Origin of the sequence: Leucobacter celer subsp. astrifaciens (assembly GCF_001273835.1) — a bacterium.
Taxonomy (GTDB): Bacteria; Actinomycetota; Actinomycetes; order Actinomycetales; family Microbacteriaceae; genus Leucobacter; species Leucobacter celer.
Genome location: NZ_JHEI01000132.1, coordinates 79,381 through 102,467, shown reverse-complemented (window position 1 = coordinate 102,467; position 23,087 = coordinate 79,381). Strand labels below are relative to the sequence as shown.

Sequence of the window (23,087 nt, the reverse complement as noted above, 5' to 3'; positions counted from 1 at the left end):
CTGTGCTGCCGCACGAGGAACCCCCCCGTGCGGTGGGCGGCATGCACATACCGCGCACCGCACCGAACGGACGACTGCGATCTCAGGCGTCCCGCACCGCGAACGCGGTCATCTCGACGCGCAGCCCAGCCGGGTGCAGGTCGGCCACGCCGACCGTCGTGCGCCCCGGGCCGCGGCCGGGGTAGAACTCGCCCCAGACCCCGGTCACCGCGCCGAAGTCCTCGAGATCGGTGAGGTAGATCGTGATGCTCAGCACGCGGTCGAGGCCGCTGCCGACCTTCTCGAGCTCGGTCGCGAAGTTCTGGAGGCACTGGCGCGCCTGCTCCTCCGCCGATCCGAGGTTGAGGGTGCCGTCCGCCTGCTGCGGCACCTGGGTCATGATCACCAGGTTGCCCGATGCGGCGCCCTGGGAGATGGGCAGCTCCAGATCCTCCTTGCCGGGGATCGGGAACCAGTCAACCTTCGATGCACTCATGCGCATTCCTTTCTCTTTCGGTGGTCGTCGGGGCCGCGCGGCTCCAGTCCCGCGCGAAGAGGGGGATCGTGACCGAGCAGACCGGTCCGATCAGCAGCGCGAACGCGAGCGTCCCCCAGCCGAGGTTGCCGCCCATCAGCGACCCGGCCGCCAGCACGGCGAGCTCGATCCCCGTCCGCACGAGCCCGATGTTCCAGCCGGTCAGCGCGTGCAGGCCGGTCATGAGCCCGTCACGGGGCCCCGGGGCGAGGGCCGCGCTGAGGTAGATCCCCGTGCCGATCCCGAGCACGAGCACGCCGGCCGCGAAGAGCCCGATCCGCACGGGGAGCGGCAGTCCCTCGGGGATGAACAGCAGCGTCAGATCGACGACGGGTCCCGTCACGAGCACGTTCACCAGGGTGCCGACGCCGATGCGCTGGCGCAGTGGAATCCAGAGCAGCAGCACGACGGCGCTCACGATCATGGTCGATGCGCCGAAGGTGAGGCCGAAGGCGTGCGCGACGCCCTGCGCGAGCACGTCCCACGGCGGCACGCCGATCCGCGCGCGGGCCAGCAGCGCGATCGCGATCCCGAACAGCACGAGGCCGCCGACGAGCCGCAGCGACCGGTTCGCCCAGGCGCCGGCCACAGTGGGGCGGGGACGGACGGGAGCCGCTGTCGGCATCGCTCTCCTCCTCGCACGCCTCGGAACGGCCGTCTCGCCGCTCCCGTCCACTCCACTCCAGCCGCACGCCGCCCGCTATGGACGGTCGCACAAAGCCCGCCCCGGCGGCTGGACCGCGGCACAGCGATCGCGGGCGATCGGGGCGGGCGGCGTGTCGCGAGCAGAAGCGCGGGTACCCTGACGGCGACGACAGGAGGTCGCGAATGGGATCACGCATCGCACTCGTCGGCATGGGCGCCGTCGGGCGCCTGATCGTGCCGCTGCTGCTCGATCGGGGGCACACGATCGCGGCAGCGGTGGGCCGCGGCGGGGCGGTGGGACAGGACGCGGGCGAGCTCGCGGGCATCGGACCGATCGGCGTCGTCGTGCGCGACGACCTCTCGGCTGCCATCGCGGAGACGCGGCCGGAGGTGGCGCTCATGTCGACGGCGTCGACCCTCGCCGCGACCGCCGACGCGGTGGCGGTCTGCGTCGACGCCGGGTGCGCGGTGGTCACGGCGGCCGAGGAGGCGCTCGCGCCGTGGGCGAACGACCCGGACACGGCCGACCGGCTCCACGCCCGCGCCGCAGCCGGGGGCGCCGCCGTGCTCGCGAGCGGCCACGTGGACGCGCTGTGGGTGCACCTCCCGCTCGCGCTCACCGGGATCGCGACCCGCGTGTCCCGGCTGGAGGGCGAGTGCGTGCGGCCCTTCGCCGCGAGCCGCTCGGCCAACGCCGCGGTCGCCGCCCTTCTCGGCCGCCCCCTCGCCGAGTACCCCGTCGAGCGCAGCGCCGATCCCGCTCCGGGCGCCGCCCACCAATCGCTGCACGCGATCGCCGCGGGCATGGGCCTCACGGTCGTCGCGGCCGAGAGCCGGCTCGGTCCGGCGACCTCCGATGCGCCGCTCACCGCCGCTCTGGCGGCGGGCGAACGGCGCATCGATCCGGGCACGATCGCAGGCTCACGCCTCACGGTGCGGCTCGAGACGGCGGAGGGGATCCCGCTCGTACTGCACGACACCGCACTGGTCGGCGCGCGCTCCTCCGAGCACTGGCGCCTGTCGGGCCTGCCCGACGCGGAGCTGCGCGTGAGCGCGAGCCAGGGGCTGACGAGCACGGCGACGCAGATGGTGAACCGGATCCCGGACGCGCTCGCCGCGCCGCCCGGCCTGCACACGCTCTCCGCGCTGCCGCCGCTCGTCCACCGACCCTAGACCGTCGTTCTGCGTCCCTCCCCCGTCATGCTGCGCCCCGCCCTCGTCATTCTGCGCGACGCCGCAGGATCTACGCGATGGATCCTGCGGCGTCGCGCAGGATGACCGGGGCGGCCCGCGCTACACCACCGTGTTCCGCTGGGTGTGGTCGAGCCCCTCGTAGCGCTCCGGGCTGCGCCGCTGCGTGATCGTGGCCGCGACGACCCCCACCAGGAAGAAGACCACCGGCAGGATCATGAGGACCGTGTTGAGCAGCGCGTTGTCCACCGCGCCGGAGAGGGCGGAGAAGTTGACCATCGCGTTCACCATGATCCCGCCGAACACCAGGAACGAGAGCAGCGGCGAGACCGTCGACACCCAGAGGTTCTTCCGGTTGGTCGGGTTCCTGCGGAAGTAGACGAAGATCGCGATGCTCGTGAGCACGAAGACCATCATGAGCGCGAGCGAGCCGAGTGCGATCTCCCATCCGAAGAACACGTAGGGGTCGATGCCCGACAGCAGCCACAGCACGATGATGATGAGCCCGACCGCCGTCGTCGTGAGCGAGGCCACATAGGGCGCGCCGCTCTTCGGGTGCACGAAGCTGAGCTTCTGCGGCAGCACCGAGTGGCCCATGGAGTGCAGGTAGCGGGCGGAGATGTTGTGGTACGCGAGCACGCAGGCGAACATCGAGGTCAGCGCGATGATCTGCATGATCTGCATGAAGACGGTGCCGACATAGGTGGCGGCGGTCTCGTAGACGATCCAGAACTGCGCGGTCTCGTCGGTAAGGAGCAGGTCCATGATCCCCTGGGTGCCCCAGCCCTGGATGAAGCCCCACAACGCGAAGAAGTAGAAGAGCGAGGCCGAGATGATCGCGATGTAGATCGCCCGCGGGATCGTCTTCTCCGGATCGCGCGCCTCGTCGCGGAAGATCGCCGTGGCCTCGAAGCCGAGGCCGATGCTGAAGCCGAACAGCAGGCTGATCGCGACCGATCCGGAGAAGAACACTTCGGGGGTGAACTGCTCGGTGATCGAGATGCCCTCGGCGGGGATGCCGCCCTGGATGAGGATCGCGACGTTCATGATGATGACGACCAGCACCTCCGCGATGAGCACGAAGGAGAGCACCTTGGCGTTGACGTCGATGTTCGTGATGCCGAGGATCGCCACGACGATGATCATCGCGATGGTCCAGACCCACCAGGGCGGCTGGAACGAGTCGGGCCCGAAGAAGCCGACGATGGTCTCGTTGATCGAGAGCCCCATGAGGGTGTAGACGAAGCTCTGGAAGATCAGGTACCCCGTCATGGCGACGAAGCCGGCGCCGACTCCGACCTTCCGGCCGAGGCCCGCGGTGACGTACGAGTAGAACGCTCCGGCCTTGGGGACGTACCGCGTCATCGCCGCGAATCCCGGGGCGAACAGCAGGAGCAGGAGCGGCATGAAGAAGTAGACCACGGGCAGGCCCGCGCCGTTGCCGTTGATCATGTTCGTCGGCGATGAGACGAGGATCGTCAGCGGCGCGGCTGCCGCGACCACCATGAAGACGATCGCGATCGGGCCGAGATTTCCCCGCAGGCGGGCGGAGCCCGCTGCGGTCTCGACCGCGGTATCTGTAGACATCATTGTCCTCTCTGAGGCTTCCCGGAGCGGGAAGTGCGTTTCGTGATGGGTCGCCGGGCGGCCCTCCGCCCGGCGAGGGATCAGATGCCCGAGTCGGGCACCTGCAAGGTCTTGAGCACGCCGCCCGCCGGATCGACGACGACGCCCCAGGTGCCGAAGCGGTTCACGTTGTCGCGCGCGTTCACCGTGCCGCCCGCGGCCGCTGCGGCGTCGACCGCCACCCCCTGGTCGGCGACCGCGAACCAGGGCAGCCAGTGCGGCGGCAGGAACTCGCGGATCTCCTCGGCGACCTCGTAGGAGCCGCGCAGCGCGACGCCGTCGGCGTCGCGGAAGAAGCACACCTCGTGCGGCTCGATCGGATCGTGGACGTCACCGGGGAACAGCGCCTGCTGGAACGCGACCTGGGCCTCGATGTCATGGTTGGTGGGGTCGACGAGCACCATCCGGCCGATCTCGGTCGAGGGCGGGACGGCCTGCCCCGGGGCGGGAACGGCCAGCCCGAACGGGGCACCGAAGGGATCGAGCAGCCAGGCGGCCTCGCCCTCGATCAGCAGCGGCTCCGACGCGCGCAGCACCGTCGCGCCCGCCGCGACGGCACGCGCGACGGCCTCGGCCAGGCTCTCCGCGCCGAGGAAGACGTGCCAGCCGATCTCGCCCTCGGGCAGCTCGGGGTCGACGAGCACGCCGGCGACGCGGTCACCCGCCAGCTCGAGGAAGCCGCGGCCGCCGTCGAGCCGCAGCTCGAGGCCGAGCACGACGCGGTAGAAGTCGGCGAGGCCCTCGACGGAGCGCACGTGCAGCTCCTGCCAGACGGAGGCGCCGACCGGGTAGTCGATCGTGGTGGTCATGCTCATGCCCCTTCGGAGAACGCGGTGCCGTCGAAGTGGTAGCCCACTGCGGGTGCGGCGAAGAACTGGAACTGGTCTGCGCGGCTCATCGTCGCCCAGATGTCGCGGAAGTAGCGCTGCAGGCGCTGGCCGTCCATCGACGCGGTCGTGCCGGCCGTGCGGATCATCTCCTGCACCGCCTCCCAGACGAGCTCCTCCACCACGAAGTGGCTGTTGTTGAGCCGCATGGAGCGCGAGGCGTCGAACGGGGCCTCGCCTGCGGCGACCTGCCGGCCGAACTCCTCGTAGAGGTCGCCGTTGCGGATGAGGGTCGCGCTCGCGGCGTCGATGCGCGACATCGACATGCCGAGCACGCGGCGCCAGTCGTCGTTGTCGGCGCGGAGGCTGTTGCTCGCGCTGAACGGCGCCTTCGTGGTGCGGATGATGCGCTCGTACTCGTCGCACGCCGCGTAGCCGAGGCCGACCGAGACCGACGCGACCTCGCCCTCGGCGAAGCCGAAGAACACCCCGGAGTACATGGGGTTGCCGTGGAGTTCGAAGCCGACGGTCGGACCGTCGATGTCGGTGGTCCAGGTCTCGGCGCAGATGCGGTGGTCGGGCACGAACACGTCCTGCATCTCGATGCCGTTCGAGCCGCTGCCCCGCATGCCTATCACGGCGCCCCAGTCGTCGAGCACCGTGTAGTCCTCGCGGCTGACGACGGCCCACGCGCGGTACTCCGGCTCGGTGTCGCTGGCGGGCACGATGACCGTCGGGAAGAAGTGGGTCGAGTAAGGGGCGCCCGAGCAGTAGCGCCACTTGCCGGAGAGGCGGATCCCGCCTTCCACGCGCTCGGCCTTCGCCCCCATCGGGTTGCCCGAGGCGGGCGCCGTCATGTACCCGTGCTCGCCGAAGATCTCGTGCTGGGCCTCCGCATCCCAGTAGGAGCCGAGGGTGAGGCTGTGCGCGCACGAGAGCGAGAGGCACCACGCGGTGGAGGGGCACCCGCGGGCGACCTCCGAGATCACCGTGAAGAAGTTGGCGATGCCGATCTCGAGGCCGCCGAAGAGCTTAGGCATGAGCATCTTGTAGAAGCCGTTCTCCACGAAGTAGTCGTTGACGTCCGGGGCGAAGCGGCCGTTCTCCTCGGTCTCCTGCTGCCGCTCGCGCAGCAGCGGACGGATCTGCCGAGCAGCCTCGATGAGCCGGACGACCTCGGCGCGGGTCTGCGGATCGCGCTCCGTCACGGGGGTCGTGGCGTAGGGCCCCGAGAGGCCGGGCTCTTCGCGCAGCGACGGGGTCGTGCGCTGAGAACCGCTCGCGGTCTCCAGTATCGTGTCGGGGCTGATCTTGGCTCGGGACATCCTCGTCGCTCCTTGCGTCGTGTGCGGATGTCCGCCAGTATTCCAACCCCACCGAGGCCGGCTCCAGCCGCCGCGGAACGAATTCGCGGGGCCCGACTGTGCGCTCCGCACAGGGGCGCATCGCCGTGGTGCAGCGTGCACAACCGCGCCCGGAGAGAGGCACGACCGCGCCTTGCCGAGCGCGCGGCACGACCCGCGGCGCCCGCTGAGAGGTTCCGCCGATTGGTTCCCCGTCATCCTGCGCGAGCTTGCGAGTCGCAGGATCCACACGCATGGATTCTGCGACTTCGCGCAGAATGACGAAGCCTATCGGCGCCCGCTACGCGTCGCGGAGTGCGGCCTCGGCCGCACCACGCTCAGAGCTCTCGCTGAGCACGCGCACGGCGACCGTGCTGAGCCAGTTCTCGGCGAACAGGGTGCTGAAGCCGTACATGTTCCCCCAGGGATCGTCGAGCACCGCGTACCGGTTGAGCGGAGAGTCGACGGGCGGGATCCTCACCCGCGAACCGGACTGCACGGCCCGGGTAACCGACTCCTCCACCGAATCGACTTCGAAGTAGGTGATCCACGCGGGCTGACGGTTCATCCGCTCGACGCCGTGTAGCTGGAAGATGCCGGCGACGATCCGCCCGGCGTCCAGCAGGAAGCGCATGTCGTAGGTGTCGTCGACGACCTCTACGATGTCGAGGCCGAGCAGCCGCGAGTAGAAGCGCGCCGCGACGGCGACGTCGAGCGCCGAGCAGTCGAAGGCCACCGCGTTCTCGGGGGTCCCCCCGCCGCGCCCGCGCAGCCGCACCACGATCCCCTGCTCGTCCACCACGTAGGGGCTGTCGGGGTCGCCGGAGTCGATCCGGCTCCAGGTGCCGGGCGCGAGCCGTCCAAGGGCCGCGTCGACGTCGTCGACGAGGAAGACGGGGATCCAGCCGCTCCGGGCGCCCTCGGGAGCCCGGACGTCCGTGACGCCGATCCGACTCAGCGCTTCGCCGGGCCGGGATCCGGCGGGCAGCCCGAGCAGCCACTCGTAGTAGTTCGCCGCGTCCTCCGGCTGGTCCGTGGCCAGCTCCGCCTCCGATTCCCAGAGGTAGGTCCCCGACGTGTCGGTCATGATTCTCCGTCCCGTGCGGTCTCGTCATCGATGATGGCGAAGGCCAGCCACAGATTCGCGATGTGCGCGCTGTCGTCCAGGTCCATCTCGAGCAGTTCCTCGATCTGCCCTCGACGGTATCGCAGGGTGTTGCGGTGCACGAACAACGCCTCGGTGGTCGCTTGGATGCTGCGGTTGTTCTCGAGAAAGACGCGCAGCGTGCGCATAAGATCGCTGCCGTGCGCGCGATCGTACTCGAGCAGCGGTCCGAGGATCTCCCGCGCCATGTCGCGCAGCGAGTCCGCCGTGTTCGTCATCACGAACAGTCGCGCGAGATCGGCGCGCCGGGGGCTGCGCACACCGCTGCCCTCCTGCACCGCGGTGAGTGCCTCGTAGTAGCTCGCGCGGAGGCCGGTGGTACCCGCGTGGGGCAGACCGACGCCCACGCGCACGGTGGAGGCCGCCTCCTGGCCGTCCCCGAGCAGGTGCGCCTGCAGGGTCTCGGCCAGGCGCCAGGCCATCGCGTCGTCCGGCACCACCATGACGGTCTGGTCACCGATCCGCACACGGGCGAGCGGATCGGGCTGGTCCCGCACCAGCGAGTAGAGGCTCCCCCAGTACAGCTGCTGGCGGCCCGAAGCGGCCGCGGGGTTCCACCCCACGAGCACGCGGTTCCTGCGGCCGGCCTCGATCCCGAAGGGGGCCAGGCGGGCCGCGGCGTCCGTATCCGACACTCGCTTGGCGAAGATGTCCTCCAGCAGCGCCGCGAGCAGCTGCGACTGGCCCAGCTGCTTCGCACGCAGCTTCGAGATCTCGAGGGCCAGCAGGTCGATGGCGACGGGCAGCATACGATAGGGATCCTCCGTCGTACGCGCCACGAGGAGCCCGACAGTGTCACCCTCGAGGTCGACCGGGAGCACCGTGAACGGCGTGTCGGAGCCGGGCCCCGAGCGACGCGCTTCGAGCACGCGCTCGAAGTCCCAGAGCGTGCGCGCGGGCGCCGACGAGAGCACGTTCCCGCTCATGTCGAAGAAAGCGACCTCGGCCCCCACCGCCCGGCGCACCGAGCCGAGGATGTAGGCGAGACCGCCCGTGCGAGCGGCCGAGACGAGATGCCTCAGCCGCTCATCGGTATCGGAGGACGGGGGCCCGGCCCGGCCGGTCTCGCCCCCAAGGGTCACCATCGCATCGCCCTCTCCGGATCCCCTTCGCTCCTGCGTTCCTCGCTCCTCCGCGAGAACTCAGTCGTAGATCCCGCGGTGGCTCTCGCGCTCCTGCGCAATCGACTCGTCGTCGAAGCGGAAGTACGAACGCGGGGGAAGCATACCCCAGACGCTCGACGAGTGGCGGTCGTCGGGGAACTCGCGGGGCACATGGAGGTCGTCGAGCTGCTCCATGTCGACGTAGAGCTCCATGAAGCAGTCGAACTCGGGGGTGCGCACGTAGCCGGCCAGGTTGCCGCCGATACCGTGCCGCACGGGGCCCCACGGGAACACGCGGCCGTGCTGGGCGAGGTGATCGAAGGTCGCGGGGATCGCGCCCCAGTCTCCGAGATCGAAGGCCACGTGGTGGAGGTGCGACTGACCCGCGTTCACGAAGGCGTTGACGTGGTGGTCGGCGCCCACGCGCATGAAGGCGCCGGCGTCGGGGCCGAGACGATCAGCGACCTGCTGGCCGACGACGTTGACGTAGAAGTCGACCATCGTGTCGACGTCCTTCACCAGGTAGTTGACGTGACCGAGCTTGCGGTAGCGGCCGGGGCGGAGGCTGTCGGTGTGGCGCGAGGCGAGCGGGTACACGTCCTGGCCAGTGCGCGGGCGGTAGGGCACGAAGGCGACGCCGTGGCCCTCGGGGTCGATGAAGTCGACCGCCCCGTCGGTGCGGGTGTAATCGACGCCCATCTCCTTCAGGTGCTTCTCCGCGTCGTCGAGCGTGAAGTCTGGGTGCAGGTTGTAAGCCGTGTACTGGATACCGCGGTCGTTCGACTTCTCGATAATGACCGAGTAGGGCTCGTAGTTGATGGCGAGCTTGACCTCGTTCGGATCCTTCTCGGTGGTGTGGAGGCCGAACTCCGCCTCCCAGGCGTGCTGAGCGGCGTCGAGGTCCTCGACTCCGAACTTCACGTGGTCGATGTCGTAGAGCTTGATCATGGGGTTACCTGTCCTTCGCGGTCTCGAGGCCGGGAGCGTGGAGTCCTGTGCCCGGTGTTTCTTTTAGCAAACACTTATAGTAGTGTAATCAACATCCACCGACCTGACAAGCTCCCGGTCGGGCGCCGCCGAAGCGGTCCACCCGACCTCGGTCACACACGGAACAAGAGGACCCGACACCATGACATCCGCCACTCCTCGCGCCGAACGGGGCGCCGACCTCGAGCATCTCGACCGCCTGCTGGCACGCGGCATCAAGGTGATCCGCGTGATCCACCCCGACCTCTTCGGCCGGCAGCGCGGCAAGCAGTACCCGGTCTCGGAGCTCGACTCCGTGCTCGACGGCGTCGCCTACTCGAAGATGAGCGTGGCGGAGGATCTGTTCGGCGTACCGGTCGACGAGACCGAGTTCCCACAGCTGGCCGGGCATCCCGATCTGCATGCCGAGGTCGACCCGGCCTCCGCCTTCGTGCCGCCCTGGGAACCGGACTCCGTCTGGCTCATGTCCACGCTGAGGGAGCACGGCTCGGCCTCGCAGCTCTGCGCCCGGGGTCAGCTCGAGCGCGCGATCCGGGCGATGGCCGACGAGCACGGGCTCACCGGCGTCGCTGCCGGAGAGCCCGAGTTCTACCTCTTCGAGCGCGATGCGGCGGGCCGCGCGACCCGCACCCCCTACAGCCTCGACGGCGTCTCGTACACGATCGACCGTATCACCGACCCCAAGGGCGTGCTCGGCCGCATCCACCGCCAGCTCATCGACTTCGGCATCCACGTCACGGTGCTCAATCGCGAGTTCTCTCCCGGCCAGTTCGAGGTCAACCTCCGTCACGCACCGACGCTCACCGCGGCCGACGACGTCTTCCTCCTTAAGACCGCGCTCAAGGAGCTCGCCACGATCGAGGGCTACTCGGCCAACTTCATGGCGAAGCCGATCCAGGGCGAAGAGGGCAGCAGCCTCCACGTGCACCTCTCGCTGTGGGACGGCGACCGCAACGTGCTCGCCGGAGACGGGCTGAACGACACCATGCGCCACGTGCTCGGCGGCCTGCAGGCGCACGCGCCCGCGCTCACGGCTTTCACCTCGCCCACCGTGAATTCCTACAAGCGCCTCCACGGCGAGGGCCTCTCTCCCGACTCGGCAAACTGGGGCGAGGACAATCGGTACACCTACCTGCGTATCCCGGCCGAGCGCGGCAAGGCGACCCGCGTCGAGCTGCGCGCCGGCGACGCGAGCGCCAGCCCGCACCTGCTGCTCGCCGCCATGCTGCACGCCGCCCGCGACGGCATCACCCGCGGGCTCGAGCCGGTCGCGACCGGGGAGCGCCTGCCCCGCACCCTCGACGAAGCCGTCGCCGCGCTGCGCGCCGACGAGCTGCTCTCCAGCGGCTTCGGCTCCGAGTTCGTGGACATCTACTCGGCCATCAAGATGCGCGAGGCCGCCAACTACGCCCGCTCGGTGACCGACTGGGAGTGGAACACCTACCACTCCCACGTCTGAGCGGACGGCGGACGCCGGACGCCGCCGAGGAAAGGGCCTCCGGGCCGCGGAGATCCCGCGGCCCGGAGGCCCTTTCCTGATCGGTCCCCTTTACCCGTATCCTGTGCGAGCACGCCCCTCTGCCCGTCATCCTGCGCGACGAAGGAGCGGTGTGCTGAGCGAGCACGGATCGCTTGAGAGAAATCGCGCCAGCGATTTCGCGCGATCCGTGGCGGCGCCACTGCGCCGGTGCGACGAGCCGAAGCATCGCAGGATCCACCGCCAGACCCTGAGATCCGTGATGTCCTCCCGAAACGCCCCGCTCAGCGGTAATCCGGCGCAGCCACCCCGCCGACGAGCTCCGTGAGCGTCGCCGCCGCCGTCTTCCCGCGCGTCACGAGCGCCTGAAGCGCCTCCTCGGAGGGGTGCGGATCGAAGCCCGACACGACAAGCTCGAACTGCGCCCGCCCGTCCGCGTCGAACACGGGGAACTGCAGCGAGGTCAGCGGCACCGCCTCTCCGTCGGGTCCGGGCACGCTCCCGTCGAGCACGTGCCCGAGGTTGGCCTTCACCGCGTTCCAGGCGTCCGAGAGCTCGACCCGCGACGCCGCGGGGTCGTTGACGATCTCGTCGAAGCCGACCGAGCTCTCGCCCACCGTCGTCGCGTAGCCGCGCTCGCGCACCCAGGCGAGCAGGCGCGCGATCAGCGGGCGGTCCACCGCCCCCAGCAGGTGCCGGGAGTTCTCCTCCCAGAGCTTCAGCCCCTCGGCGCTGGTCCACGCCGCGAGCGCCGGCGCGAGCGGCGCGGCGAAGGGGAAGTTCATGCCGACGATGCCGTTGCGCGGCCGGATCGGCAGCAGGTTCGCAGCCGTGAGCACGAGCACGGAGTCGTCGACGAGCGTGGACAGCAGGCACTCGGTCTCCGTCTCGTCGGCGAGCTCCTGCACGACGTCGCGCACGCTCTCCGCCGCGCGCAGCTGACCGCTGAAGCCGGGGACGTCGAAGGTGAGCGAGGGCACCGTGAAGGATCCGTATCCTCCCTTCAGGAAGAGCAGCGGCAGGCCGGCGCTCCCGTCGCCCACCCCGAGCCCCGTCACCTCGGCGACCACGAAGAAGTGGTCGCCGACCTCCGTGACGTCGACGATCCTCCCTTCGAACCAGGCGACGGCGTCGACGAGGCGGTGGTTGCCGAGCTCCGACGTCTCCCAGTGCTCCGAGTCGAAGCGGTCCTCGGAGCGCGCGGCGAAGCGCCGGCAGAGATCCTCGTGCTCGTAGCCCAGCACGTTCGCGCAGAACGTGCCGTTGCGCCTGATGTCGGTGAAGGTGCGCGAGTTCGCCGCCGGCAGGAAGCCGATGAGGGGCGGGTCCTCCGAGATGGCGGTGAAGGTGCCCACCACCATGCCGACGGGATCGCCGGCGGCGTCGACGGAGGTGATCGCCGTCACCCCGGTCGGGTACTCCCCGAGCACCGTCCGCCACCAGGCCGACTTCTCGCGAGCCTCCTGCGCGCCCGGCGCCCCGGGGGTCGCCGCCTGCTGCCATAGCTGTGCACTGCTGTTCATGGCCCTCATTCTGCCGATCCCCGCACCGCGCCGTCGTTGTGCGGCAGGCCGAAATGCCCACCCCCTTTCGTGCAGCGGGTACCGCCGCGGGGGTGCGCGGCGAGCGCGTACACTGGGTGGCGGCGCCCGCGGCAGCGTCCCTCCTGTTCCCCGCCCGCCGAAAGACTCCCCATGGCTCCCTCCGTCACGCCCCCATCGCAGACCGACCGGTTCGGCGGTCTCGACGGGCTCCGCGCCATCGCGGTGGGCCTGGTGCTCTGCTACCACCTCTTCCCGAGCGCGCTGCCCGGCGGGTTCCTGGGCGTCGACGTCTTCTTCGTGATCAGCGGCTTCCTCATCACCTCGCTGCTGCTGCGCGAGATCGACCTGCGCGGCGGCATTCGCCTGGGAGCGTTCTGGCGACGCCGGGCGCGCAGACTGCTGCCCGCTCTCGCTCTGGTGCTGCTCGTGAGCACCGGGGCGGCGCTGCTGATCGGAGGCGATCTCCTCGTCGGCATCGCCGCCCAGCTCGCCGGCGCAGCGTTCTTCGTCAGCAACTGGGTCTTCATCGCAACCGGCGCCGACTACTTCACGCGCGACACCCCGGAGCTGTTCCGCAACACGTGGTCGCTCTCCATCGAGGAGCAGTTCTACATCCTGCTCCCCCTCCTCGTGCTGGCCCTCGTACGTCTGCGCGGGCGCGGCTCCCGCGCGATCCCGCTCGCCACCCTGGGGCTCGGCTCCGCCGCGCTGATGTTCGAGCTGTCGGTCTCCGGCGCCGACCCGACCCGGGTCTACTTCGGCTCCGACAGCCACACCTTCGGGCTCCTCTTCGGGGCGGCGATGGCGATGCTGCTGCACCGTCCGGCCGATGCGGGCGAACCCCGGCGTCCGGGAGTCCCACGGCAGCTGCTCTACGGCATCACGGCCCTCGCCGGGATGGGCGTGCTCGGCTGGCTGGCCTGGACGCTGCCGGAGGGCAGCGCTGCGAGCTTCGAGGGCGGCTTCCAGCTCGCCACCGCGGCCTCGCTCGCGATCGTCTGGGGCGTGACCCGGCCGGGCGCCTGGATCGGCACCGCACTCGATGTGCAGCCGCTGCGCTGGATAGGCGAGCGCTCCTACGGCATCTACCTCTGGCACTGGCCGGTGCTGCTCATCCTCGGGGCGGCGTTCGGCACCGGATGGATCGCACCCGTGCTCACCCTGCTGGTCACGGTGCTGTTCGCCGCGCTGTCGCACAGCTTCGTCGAGCAGCCGGTGCGGCGGTTCGGCCTGCGCAGGTCGCTCCGGATGCTGTTCCGGATCGGCGATCACTCGCGCCGCCAGCGCCTCGTCGCCGCGGGTCTCGGCGCGGTGCTCGCGGTCACCGTGCCCGCCACCGCCTACGCCGTGGCCACCGCACCGCAGCTGAGCTCCGCCGCCGAGGCGATCGCCCGGGGGCAGGCCGCACTCGATCAACGCGCCGTCGAGCCGAGCAACGCCCCTGCAGACGGCGGAGCGACAGCATCCGACCCCGCCGAAGAGCCCGCTCGGGGCGAGGACTCGGCGGGCAAGCGGAAGAGCAGCGCGAAGAAGGGTTCGAAAGCGGACGGCGGCACGGCGGCCCCGCCGCTCCCCGTCTCACTCGATGGGCGCGATATCAGCGCCGTCGGAGACTCCGTGATGCTCGCGAGCCTGCCGGAGCTCGAACAGGCGCTGCCGGGCATCTCCGTCGACGCAGCGGTCTCGCGCGGCATGGGTGCGGGCGTCGGGATCGTCTCCGACCTCTCCTCGCAGGGTGCGCTGCGGTCGGTGCTGGTGATCGGCCTGGGCACGAACGGCCCCGTGCAGCCGGACGAACTCGAAGCGATCCGGCAGACCGCGGGCGACCGGCCCGTCGTGCTCGTCAATGCCCACGCCGACCGGGACTGGATCCCCGGCGTCAACGATGCGCTCGCCGACTTCGCCGCCGCGCATCGCGGCGTCGTGGTCGCCGACTGGACCGGGGCGGTCGCGGGAGTGCCCGACGCACTCGCGGGAGACGACATCCACCCCAACCCGAGCGGCGGCGAGATCTACGCCTCGTCGGTGCAGCAGGCGCTCGACGAGTTGCAGCAGCCCGGCGAGGCCATCGGCTTCGCGCTCCCCCGCCGCTGAGCGGAGCCGCCCTGACGTTCGCGCGCCAGTAGATGTCACCAAATCTGACGCGAGGCAGCAACTACTGGCGCGCGTAAAGACAAGGGCCACGGATGGGCCGGCAGCCGCGAGCTCATCCGTGCATTTCGGCCGATGGGCCCAGCGCGGGAGACGCGCATACGCGAAGCGCCCCGCCCGTCGCGATGACGGGCGGGGCGCTTCAGCGCAGGAAAGGCGAGCCTACTCGGCCTTCTCCTCGGCGGGAGCCTCAGCAGCCTCGGCTGCCTCCTCTGCCGGGGCCTCGGCGGTCTCCTCGACGACCTCGGTCTCCTCCTTCGGCTCCTCGACAGGGGCCTCGGCGGCGGCCTTCGGGGCCTTGGCCTTCGGAGCGACGGGCTCGAGCACCAGCTCGATCACGGCCAGCGGGGCGTTGTCGCCCTTGCGGAAGCCGGTCTTGACGATGCGGGTGTATCCACCCTCGCGGTTCTCGACCAGCGGCGCGATCTCGGTGAAGAGCTCGTGCACGACGGACTTGTCGAGGATCTGGCGCATCACCCGACGGCGGGCGTGCAGGTCGCCGCGCTTCGCGAAGGTCACGAGGCGCTCGGCCACGGGCTGCAGCCGCTTGGCCTTGGTCTCCGTGGTCTGGATGCGCTTGTGCTCGAACAGCTGCGAGGCCATCTGGTTCAGCATCAGGCGCTCGTGTGCGGGGCCGCCTCCGAGGCGGGGGCCCTTGGTGGGCTTGGGCATTGTTTACTCCAGTAAGTGTGCGATCGGGCGGGACGGTGCCGGACCGTTAGTTGTTGTCGTCTTCGTAGCTGTAGAACTGCGCGCCATCGAAGCCGGGCACGGCGTCCTTCAGCGACAGGCCCATCTCGGTGAGCTTGTCGCGCACCTCGAAAACGGACTTCTGACCGAAGTTGCGGATGTTCATGAGCTGCGCCTCGGAGAGCGCCACGAGCTCGCTCACCGTGTTGATGCCCTCGCGCTTCAGGCAGTTGTAGCTGCGCACCGAGAGATCCAGATCCTCGATCGGGATCGAGAGCTCGCCCTCGGTGACGACCTCGACCGGAGCGGGCCCGATCTCGACGCCCTCGGCCGCGGTGTTGAGCTCGCGAGCGAGGCCGAAGAGCTCCACCAGGGTGGAACCGGCCGAAGCGATGGCATCGCGGGGGCTGATGGCGGGCTTGGTCTCGACGTCGACCACGAGGCGGTCGAAGTCGGTGCGCTCACCCGCGCGCGTGGCCTCCACGCGGTAGGTCACCTTCAGCACCGGCGAGTAGATCGAGTCGACCGGGATGCGGCCGACCTCGGCGTCCTCGTTGCGGTTCTGCACGGCCGAGACGTAGCCGCGGCCGCGCTCGATCGTCAGTTCGAGTTCGAACTGGGCCGAGTCGCTGAGGGTCGCGATCACGAGTTCGGGGTTGTGCACCTCGACACCCGCCGGAGCGGAGATATCGGCTGCGGTCACCTCGCCCGCGCCGGTCTTGCGCAGGTAGGCGGTGATGGGCTCGTCGTGCTCGCTGGAGACGACGAGATCCTTGATGTTGAGGATGATCTCGGTGACGTCCTCGGTCACGCCCTGGATGGTCGTGAACTCGTGGGCGACGCCCTCGAAGCGCACGCTCGTCACGGCCGCGCCCGGGATCGACGAGAGCAGGGTGCGACGCAGCGAGTTGCCGAGCGTGTAGCCGAAGCCGGGCTCGAGCGGCTCGATGGCGAAGCGCGAACGGTACTCGGAGATCGATTCTTCAGTCAGAGTGGGTCGCTGTGCAATGAGCACTGTGTGTGGTCCTTTCGCTGGAGTCCGCTATATGACTCATGCGTTGATGGGAAAGGGAAGGACTGAAACAGCCTCGGCGTCCGGCCGCAACGGTTATCCCGTCGCGACCGGAAGCCGCTAGCATTCGCCGATGTCGATCGTGGTGCCCCGATGCCGCCGGAGGCGGCAGTCGAAGCCGACCGCAGTCGGCTTGGCAATCAATTCAGACGCGGCGACGCTTCGGCGGGCGGCAGCCGTTGTGCGTCTGCGGGGTGACGTCGGTGATCGAACCGACCTCGAGACCCGCGGCCTGCAGCGAGCGGATCGCCGTCTCGCGACCCGAGCCCGGGCCCTTCACGAAGACGTCGACCTTCTTCATGCCGTGCTCCTGCGCCTTGCGAGCGGCGGACTCGGCGGCCAGCTGAGCGGCGAACGGGGTCGACTTGCGCGAGCCCTTGAAGCCGACGCCGCCCGAGGAGGCCCAGCTGATCACGGCACCGGTGGTGTCGGTGATCGAAACGATCGTGTTGTTGAACGTCGACTTGATGTGGGCCTGGCCCACGACCACGTTCTTCTTGTCCTTGCGACGCGGCTTGCGAGCCGCCGTCTTTGGTGCAGCCATTGAGTGTTCTCCTGAAAAGCTCTGTGTGATGGTCGAGTGGACCGGCTGTTACTTCTTCTTGCCGGCGACGGTGCGCTTCGGGCCCTTGCGGGTACGAGCGTTCGTCTTGGTGCGCTGACCATGCACGGGCAGGCCCTTGCGGTGGCGGAGACCCTGGTAGCTGCCGATCTCGACCTTGCGGCGGATGTCGGCTGCGACCTCGCGGCGGAGGTCGCCCTCAACCTTGAAGTTGCCTTCGATGTAGTCGCGGAGCGCGACGAGCTGGTCGTCGCTGAGATCCTTGACGCGGATGTTGCCGTCGATCCCGGTGTCGGCGAGGGTCTTCAGCGCGCTGGTGCGGCCGACCCCGTAGATGTACGTGAGTGCGATCTCAACGCGCTTGTCGCGCGGGATGTCGACTCCTGCAAGACGTGCCATGTTGGCTCTCCTTGGCGGTTCATGGAGGTTTGGTGCGTATCGGGGGTTCGGGCCTCCGTCCCGAGGTGTCCCCTGGAGTGAGCTTGTGGGCTCACCGCAGATTTCGGTTGAACGCGATGCGTTCGCCCCTGAGAAATCTGCGCAGGTTCTTCGATGCGCTGGAGGTGTATTCAGTTGTGAGTGCTCTGCACGATGCAGACCCGCATCCTGCGCGAACTCGCGAATCGCGGGATCTCGTAGAGATCACGCGGCTCGGTCGTCGCTCGGGATGACGACCTGCTAGCCCTGGCGCTGCTTGTGGCGCGGGTTGCTCTTGCAGATCACCATGACGCGGCCGTGGCGACGGATGACCTTGCAGTGATCGCAGATCGGCTTGACGCTGGGCTTGACCTTCATGATGTTTCCTTCAGTTGTTCGCTGTCCTCGTACTCGCGGGACGCCGCGAGCCGTTACTTTCCAGCGACCTACTTGTAGCGGTAGACGATGCGGCCGCGGGTCAGATCGTAGGGCGTCAGCTCAACGATCACCCGATCCTCGGGGAGGATCCGGATGTAGTGCTGACGCATCTTGCCCGAGATATGGGCGAGAACTTTGTGTCCATTGGTCAGCTCGACGCGGAACATCGCGTTCGGCAGAGCCTCGACAACCTGTCCCTCGATCTCGATGACGCCGTCTTTTTTCGCCATAGCCTCACTATCGCTTGCGTAGGTGTGTGCTGGTCTTGCGAATGCTCTGCGCAGCCTCGAGAACGCTGAACTGGAGTCCCAATCCGCGAACGCGAAAACAAGCGCAAAGCACCAAAGATCAAGAATACCCTTGAATCCGACCTCGCGCAACATGCATCCGACCGGGCTTCCCTCGTTCCTCCCGGAATGGGAGCCCGCCCGACCGGGTCGCTACGGGATCGGAACCGGCTTCACGCCGAGCGGCTCGAGGCCGGAGGCCCCGCCGTCCTCGGCGGTCAGCACCCAGATGCCGTCGCGGTGCACGGCGACCGAGTGCTCCCACTGCGCGCTCATCGATCCGTCGGCGATGGTGACCGTCCAGTCGTCGTCCTCGACGTAGGTCTCGATCCCGCCCGCCGAGATGATCGGTTCGATCGCGACGACCAGCCCCGGCTTGACCTCGGGTCCGCGGCGCCTGACGGGCACGTTGAACACCGGCGGATCCTCGTGCATGCTGCGCCCGATGCCGTGCCCGATGTAGTCCTCGAGCACACCGAAGTCGCTGTTGGCGCGCACGTAGGCAGACACGGCCTCCCCGACCTCGCCCAGGTGGGACGCGGTCGCGAGGCGCGCGATCCCGCGCCACATGGCCTGCTCCGTGACATCGCTGAGCTTCTCGATCCCGGCCGTGTGCTCGGGTCGAGTCGGATCCGGCAGCACCACGGAGAACGCCGCGTCTCCGTGCCACCCGCCGACCACGGCGCCGGCGTCGAGCGCGACGATGTCGCCCGGCTCGAGCCCGCGTTCGGTCGGGATCGCGTGCACCACGTGCTGGTTGACGTTGGCGCAGATGGTGTGCCGGTAGCCGGGCTCCAGCATGAAGTTCGGCTCACCGCCGCGGGACCGGATCGCGTCCTCCGCGATCGCGTCGAGTTCGAGGGTGCTGATGCCGGGGCGAACAGCCGCGCGCATCGCCGTCAGCGCCGCACCGGTCGCCAGACCGGGCTCGATCATCAGCCGCAGCTGCGCCGGAGACTTGTAGATCGACCGACGCAGCACCCCTCTGCGGGCCACCGGCTAGCGCCCCGCCGTCGCCGAGAGGCGGGCGTCGAGGCCGGAGGCGATGCGCTCCGCGACCTCGTCGACGGTGCCGAGACCGTCGACGCTCACGAGGATGCCCCGCTCCGAGAAGAGTTCGATGAGCGGTGCGGTCTGCTCCGCGTACACCTCTTGCCGGTGACGGATCACGGCCTCGGTGTCGTCGGCGCGGCCCTCGAGCTCGGCGCGCTTGAGCAGACGCGCCACGACCTCGTCGGTGTCGGCCTCGAGCAGCACGACCGCGTCGAGCGAAGAGCCCTCGAGCATGCCGTCGAGGGCGTGCACCTGGTCGACGGTACGGGGGTAGCCGTCGAGCAGGAAGCCGTTCGCCGCGTCGGCCTGGGCCAGGCGATCGGCCACGATCTCGTTCGTGAGTGAGTCCGGCACGAGCTCTCCGGCCTCGATGATCGCCTGCACCCGACGGCCGAGCTCGGTTCCGCCCTTGATGTTGGCGCGGAAGATGTCGCCGGTGGAGATCGCGGGGACCCCGTAGCGCTCGGCGATGCGGGAGGCCTGGGTGCCCTTGCCTGCGCCGGGCGGACCGATGATGAGCAGTCGCGCGGTGGTGCGTTCCGTCGATGAATCCGTCACTTGAGAAGCCCTTCGTAGTGGCGCTGCTGCAGCTGGGCGTCGATCTGCTTCACGGTCTCGAGACCGACACCCACGATGATGAGGATCGAGGCACCACCGAACGGGAAGTTCTGGTTGGCGCCGAAGAACGACAGCGCGATGAGCGGGAGGAGCGCGATCAGGCCCAGGTAGAGCGAGCCCGCGCTGGTGATACGGGTGAGCACGTAGTTGAGGTACTCCGCGGTCGGTCGGCCCGCGCGGATGCCCGGGACGAATCCGCCGTACTGCTTCATGTTGTCGGCGACCTCTTCGGGGTTGAAGGTGATCTGCACGTAGAAGAAGGTGAAGCCGATCGTGAGCAGGAAGAAGACGAGCATGTACATCGGCTGATCGCCGTACACGAGGTTGTTCTGCACCCAGACCACCCACTCCTTCGGCTCCTCGCCGATCTGGGGCTGGTTGAACTGGGTGATCAGCATCGGCAGGTAGAGGATCGCCGATGCGAAGATGACGGGGATCACGCCCGCCATGTTCACCTTGATCGGGATGTAGGTGCTGCTGCCGCCGTAGGTGCGGCGGCCGACGACGCGCTTCGCATACTGCACCGGGATGCGGCGCTGCGACTGCTCGACGAATACGACCGCGCCGACGACCACCAGGCCGACCGCGAGTACCAGGAAGAACGTCTCCCAGCCCTGCGCCTCCTTGATGACCCAGAGGCCGTTGGGGAAGGTCGCGGCGATCGAGGTGAAGATCAGCAGCGACATGCCGTTGCCGATGCCGCGCTCGGTGATGAGCTCGCCGAACCACATGATGAGGCCGGTGCCGGCGGTCATCGTGATGATCATGATGAGGATCGCCCACCACTCCTGCGAGACGAGGTTCTGGCAGGCCTGGTTCGCGGCCGCACCGAACAGCTGGCCCGAGCGGGCGACGGTGATGAGCGTGGTCGACTGCAGCACGGCGAGCGCGATCGTGAGGTAGCGCGTGTACTGCGTCAGCCTGGCCTGACCGGCCTGGCCCTCCTTGTGCAGCGCCTCGAAGTGCGGAATGACCACACGCAGCAGCTGCGTGATGATGGACGCCGTGATGTAGGGCATGATGCCCAGCGCGAAGATCGACAGCTGCAGCAGCGCGCCGCCGCTGAACAGGTTGATCATGTCGTAGAGGCCCGAGGTTCCGGCGGACTGGTTGGCGACCAGACAGGCTTGCACGTTGTCGAACTGGACGAACGGAGCCGGGATGAAAGATCCGAGCCGGAACAGCGACACGATCGCGAGCGTGAAAACGATCTTTCGCCGCAAATCGGGAGTCCGGAAGATCCGTCCGATGGCGCTGAACAAAATCTGCCTCCTGGGAACGTCGTTAGGGGCCTTCGCCTGACGACGAGAAACCGATTGCACCAGCCTACACGGACGAAGCTGCTAAAGGTGGACGCGAAGCGTTCACCGCGCTTCGTCCTCGCGCTACAGCGCGAGCAAGAACAAAGCTGGCTAAGGGGGAACGCGCAGCGTTCGCCGCCGCTTCGTCCTCGCGCTACAGCGCGAGTTCTAAAAGGCTACGGGCGAAACTGTGCGCTCGCCTGCGCTTCCGTCCTCGCGCCACAGCGCGAGTTCAGCTCAGAGCCGGGCTGGTGTGAAGAAAAAGCGGGGGTGGGCGGAGCGGCACGAATGCCGACTCCGCCACGCCCCCGCTGCTCGAGTCATCCTCGAGGTGTTCGGACCCGGAGGGCCCTTACTTGATCTCTCCGCCGGCGGCGACGATCTTCTGCTCGGCCGAGCCGGAGACCTTGTCCACCTGCACGACGAGCTTGACCTGCAGGTCGCCGTCGCCCAGCACCTTGACGGGCTGGTTCTTGCGGACGGCGCCCTTGGCCACGAGATCCTCGACGGTGACCTCGCCACCCTTCGGGTAGAGCTCTGCGAGCTTGGCGACGTTCACCACCTGGTACTCGGTGCGGAACGGGTTCTTGAAGCCGCGCAGCTTCGGGGTGCGCATGTGCAGCGGCATCTGCCCACCCTCGAAGCCGGCCTTCACCTGGTAGCGGGCCTTGGTGCCCTTGGTGCCGCGACCCGCGGTCTTGCCCTTCGACGCCTCGCCGCGACCCACGCGGGTCTTGGCCTTCTTGGCGCCCGGAGCCGGACGCAGGTGATGCGCCTTGAGCACCTGCTCGCGCTCTTCGTTCTTGTCGCTCATGCGTCGACCTCCTCAACCTCTACCAGGTGAGCGACAGCACGCACATAGCCGCGGTTGGCCTTGGTGTCCTCGCGAACGACCGTCTGGCCGATCTTCTTGAGGCCGAGGCTGCGCAGCGTATCGCGCTGGTTCTGCTTCTCACTGATAACGGACTTCGTCTGCGTAATCTTCAGGCTCTTCGCCATTACGCACCTGCCTTTGCCTTCGCGGCAGCGTCGGCCGCGGCCTTCGCCTCGGCGCGCACGATGCGAGCCGGGGCGACGCGGTCGAAGTCGAGACCGCGGCGGGCTGCGACGGAGCGGGGCTCCTCGAGCTGCTGCAGCGCCTCGACGGTCGCGTGCACGATGTTCAGGGTGTTCGACGAGCCGAGCGACTTGCTCAGCACGTCGTGAATGCCGGCGCACTCGAGCACGGCGCGAACCGGGCCACCGGCGATAACACCGGTACCCGCTGCCGCGGGACGCAGGAGAACGACGCCGGCTGCGGCCTCGCCCTGCACCGGGTGCGGGATGGTGCTGCCGACGCGGGGCACGCGGAAGAAGTTCTTCTTGGCCTCCTCGACACCCTTGGAGATGGCGAGGGGCACCTCCTTCGCCTTGCCGTAGCCGACACCCACGGTGCCGTTGCCGTCGCCGACCACCACGAGCGCGGTGAAGCTGAAGCGACGACCGCCCTTGACGACCTTCGAGACGCGGTTGATGGTGACGACGCGCTCGAGGAACTGGCTCTCGCTGCGGTCGCGACCGCCGCGCTCGCCACGGGTGCCGCGATCGCGGCTTCCGCGACGCTGCTCGCGGGGCTCGTTGCGGTGATCCTGAGCCGGGGCCGCAGCGGCCTGGGTCTCAGTCGCCTCTGCAGACACTTCCTGCTCCTTCGTTTCGTTGCTCACAGGGTCAGCCCCCCTTCGCGAGCGCCGTCGGCGATCGCCGCGACACGACCCGCGTACTTGCTGCCACCGCGGTCGAACACCACGGCGCCGACACCGGCGCTCTTCGCGCGCTCGGCGACGAGCTCGCCGACCTTGCGGGCCTTCGCCGTCTTGTCGCCCTCGAAGGAGCGCAGATCGGCTTCCATGGTGGAGGCCGAAGCGACGGTGATGCCCTTCGAGTCATCGACGACCTGGACGAATACGTGGCGAGCCGAGCGGTTCACCACAAGACGGGGACGAGCCTCCGTACCGACAATCTTCTTACGCAGGCGGGCGTGGCGGCGCACACGCGCAGCCGAACGGCCCTTAGCCCGAGACACTGAAGCGGCCATGG

The 23,087-nt window shown here is 68.9% G+C and carries 25 protein-coding genes; 3 read left to right on the top strand and 22 right to left on the bottom strand.

Annotated elements, in window-relative coordinates:
- Positions 1-82: 82 nt before the first annotated feature.
- Positions 83-475, bottom strand: coding sequence for a RidA family protein (locus tag AMS65_RS01400; RefSeq protein ID WP_053382385.1), 393 nt, complete (start codon positions 473-475; stop codon positions 83-85).
- Positions 456-1,139 (bottom strand): membrane protein YczE, encoded by a 684-nt coding sequence (gene yczE / locus AMS65_RS01395; RefSeq protein ID WP_075200781.1) that lies wholly within the window; start codon positions 1,137-1,139, stop codon positions 456-458. Before yczE ends, AMS65_RS01400 begins: the two co-directional genes overlap by 20 nt.
- Before the next feature lie 203 nt (positions 1,140-1,342).
- On the opposite strand from yczE, the gene AMS65_RS01390 reads away from it, so the two are divergent.
- Complete coding sequence (locus tag AMS65_RS01390) at positions 1,343-2,332, top strand: hypothetical protein (RefSeq protein WP_053382384.1); 990 nt, start codon at positions 1,343-1,345, stop codon at positions 2,330-2,332.
- 120 nt (positions 2,333-2,452) lie between these two features.
- On the opposite strand, the gene AMS65_RS01385 is transcribed toward AMS65_RS01390, so the two are convergent.
- The 6 genes from AMS65_RS01385 to AMS65_RS01360 all read right to left on the bottom strand — a co-directional run bounded on the left by AMS65_RS01385 (position 2,453) and on the right by AMS65_RS01360 (position 9,362).
- Entirely contained in the window at positions 2,453-3,937 is a 1,485-nt protein-coding gene (locus tag AMS65_RS01385) for an APC family permease (RefSeq protein ID WP_053382383.1), read from the bottom strand.
- 80 nt (positions 3,938-4,017) lie between these two features.
- On the bottom strand, positions 4,018-4,785 hold the full coding sequence (locus AMS65_RS01380; protein ID WP_053382382.1) for a VOC family protein: 768 nt from the start codon (positions 4,783-4,785) through the stop codon (positions 4,018-4,020).
- A gap of 2 nt (positions 4,786-4,787) precedes the next feature.
- The gene (locus tag AMS65_RS01375) at positions 4,788-6,128 is read right to left on the bottom strand and encodes an acyl-CoA dehydrogenase family protein (RefSeq protein WP_053382381.1); all 1,341 of its coding nucleotides are present in this window, start codon (positions 6,126-6,128) and stop codon (positions 4,788-4,790) included.
- A 319-nt stretch (positions 6,129-6,447) separates the two neighbouring features.
- On the bottom strand, positions 6,448-7,233 hold the full coding sequence (locus tag AMS65_RS01370; RefSeq protein ID WP_053382380.1) for a VOC family protein: 786 nt from the start codon (positions 7,231-7,233) through the stop codon (positions 6,448-6,450).
- Positions 7,230-8,396 carry a PucR family transcriptional regulator gene (locus AMS65_RS01365; protein ID WP_053382379.1) on the bottom strand — a complete coding sequence of 389 codons (1,167 nt, stop codon included), beginning with the start codon at positions 8,394-8,396 and terminating at the stop codon, positions 7,230-7,232. The genes AMS65_RS01370 and AMS65_RS01365 overlap by 4 nt, the downstream gene beginning before the upstream one ends.
- Positions 8,397-8,453: 57 nt before the next feature.
- Positions 8,454-9,362: a VOC family protein gene (locus AMS65_RS01360; protein WP_053382378.1), complete on the bottom strand. Its 909-nt coding sequence runs from the start codon at positions 9,360-9,362 to the stop codon at positions 8,454-8,456.
- Positions 9,363-9,543: 181 nt separating this feature from the next.
- On the opposite strand from AMS65_RS01360, the gene AMS65_RS01355 reads away from it, so the two are divergent.
- The gene (locus AMS65_RS01355) at positions 9,544-10,860 is read left to right on the top strand and encodes a glutamine synthetase family protein (RefSeq protein ID WP_053382377.1); all 1,317 of its coding nucleotides are present in this window, start codon (positions 9,544-9,546) and stop codon (positions 10,858-10,860) included.
- 302 nt (positions 10,861-11,162) lie between these two features.
- On the opposite strand, the gene AMS65_RS01350 is transcribed toward AMS65_RS01355, so the two are convergent.
- On the bottom strand, positions 11,163-12,401 hold the full coding sequence (locus AMS65_RS01350) for a flavin reductase family protein (RefSeq protein WP_053382376.1): 1,239 nt from the start codon (positions 12,399-12,401) through the stop codon (positions 11,163-11,165).
- A gap of 171 nt (positions 12,402-12,572) precedes the next feature.
- Here AMS65_RS01350 and AMS65_RS01345 point away from each other — a divergent pair, with 171 nt between their 5' ends.
- A complete protein-coding gene (locus tag AMS65_RS01345; RefSeq protein ID WP_053382375.1) occupies positions 12,573-14,516 on the top strand; it encodes an acyltransferase family protein in 1,944 nt (647 codons plus the stop codon).
- 219 nt (positions 14,517-14,735) lie between these two features.
- Here the strand turns inward: AMS65_RS01345 and rplQ are convergent, their stop codons facing one another.
- The 13 genes from rplQ to rplR form a co-directional block, all read right to left on the bottom strand.
- Positions 14,736-15,245, bottom strand: coding sequence for a 50S ribosomal protein L17 (gene rplQ, locus AMS65_RS01340; RefSeq protein ID WP_053382374.1), 510 nt, complete (start codon positions 15,243-15,245; stop codon positions 14,736-14,738).
- A gap of 46 nt (positions 15,246-15,291) precedes the next feature.
- On the bottom strand, positions 15,292-16,278 hold the full coding sequence (locus AMS65_RS01335) for a DNA-directed RNA polymerase subunit alpha (protein WP_053382373.1): 987 nt from the start codon (positions 16,276-16,278) through the stop codon (positions 15,292-15,294).
- Positions 16,279-16,480: 202 nt separating this feature from the next.
- Entirely contained in the window at positions 16,481-16,879 is a 399-nt protein-coding gene (gene rpsK, locus AMS65_RS01330) for a 30S ribosomal protein S11 (RefSeq protein WP_017885301.1), read from the bottom strand.
- 48 nt (positions 16,880-16,927) lie between these two features.
- Complete coding sequence (gene rpsM, locus AMS65_RS01325; protein ID WP_053382372.1) at positions 16,928-17,296, bottom strand: 30S ribosomal protein S13; 369 nt, start codon at positions 17,294-17,296, stop codon at positions 16,928-16,930.
- A gap of 279 nt (positions 17,297-17,575) precedes the next feature.
- A complete protein-coding gene (gene rpmJ / locus AMS65_RS01320) occupies positions 17,576-17,692 on the bottom strand; it encodes a 50S ribosomal protein L36 (protein ID WP_017885303.1) in 117 nt (38 codons plus the stop codon).
- A gap of 68 nt (positions 17,693-17,760) precedes the next feature.
- The gene (gene infA, locus AMS65_RS01315) at positions 17,761-17,982 is read right to left on the bottom strand and encodes a translation initiation factor IF-1 (protein ID WP_017885304.1); all 222 of its coding nucleotides are present in this window, start codon (positions 17,980-17,982) and stop codon (positions 17,761-17,763) included.
- A 210-nt stretch (positions 17,983-18,192) separates the two neighbouring features.
- Positions 18,193-19,035, bottom strand: a complete 843-nt coding sequence (gene map / locus AMS65_RS01310) for a type I methionyl aminopeptidase (protein ID WP_053382371.1) — start codon at positions 19,033-19,035, stop codon at positions 18,193-18,195.
- A gap of 3 nt (positions 19,036-19,038) precedes the next feature.
- Positions 19,039-19,650, bottom strand: a complete 612-nt coding sequence (locus AMS65_RS01305; RefSeq protein ID WP_053382370.1) for an adenylate kinase — start codon at positions 19,648-19,650, stop codon at positions 19,039-19,041.
- Complete coding sequence (gene secY, locus AMS65_RS01300; protein ID WP_053382369.1) at positions 19,647-20,972, bottom strand: preprotein translocase subunit SecY; 1,326 nt, start codon at positions 20,970-20,972, stop codon at positions 19,647-19,649. The genes AMS65_RS01305 and secY overlap by 4 nt, the downstream gene beginning before the upstream one ends.
- Before the next feature lie 391 nt (positions 20,973-21,363).
- On the bottom strand, positions 21,364-21,825 hold the full coding sequence (gene rplO / locus AMS65_RS01295; RefSeq protein WP_053382368.1) for a 50S ribosomal protein L15: 462 nt from the start codon (positions 21,823-21,825) through the stop codon (positions 21,364-21,366).
- Complete coding sequence (rpmD, locus tag AMS65_RS01290) at positions 21,822-22,010, bottom strand: 50S ribosomal protein L30 (RefSeq protein ID WP_053382367.1); 189 nt, start codon at positions 22,008-22,010, stop codon at positions 21,822-21,824. The genes rplO and rpmD overlap by 4 nt, the downstream gene beginning before the upstream one ends.
- Positions 22,010-22,714: a 30S ribosomal protein S5 gene (gene rpsE / locus AMS65_RS01285; RefSeq protein ID WP_053382366.1), complete on the bottom strand. Its 705-nt coding sequence runs from the start codon at positions 22,712-22,714 to the stop codon at positions 22,010-22,012. Before rpsE ends, rpmD begins: the two co-directional genes overlap by 1 nt.
- On the bottom strand, positions 22,711-23,085 hold the full coding sequence (gene rplR / locus AMS65_RS01280) for a 50S ribosomal protein L18 (protein ID WP_053382365.1): 375 nt from the start codon (positions 23,083-23,085) through the stop codon (positions 22,711-22,713). The genes rpsE and rplR overlap by 4 nt, the downstream gene beginning before the upstream one ends.
- Positions 23,086-23,087: the final 2 nt, after the last annotated feature.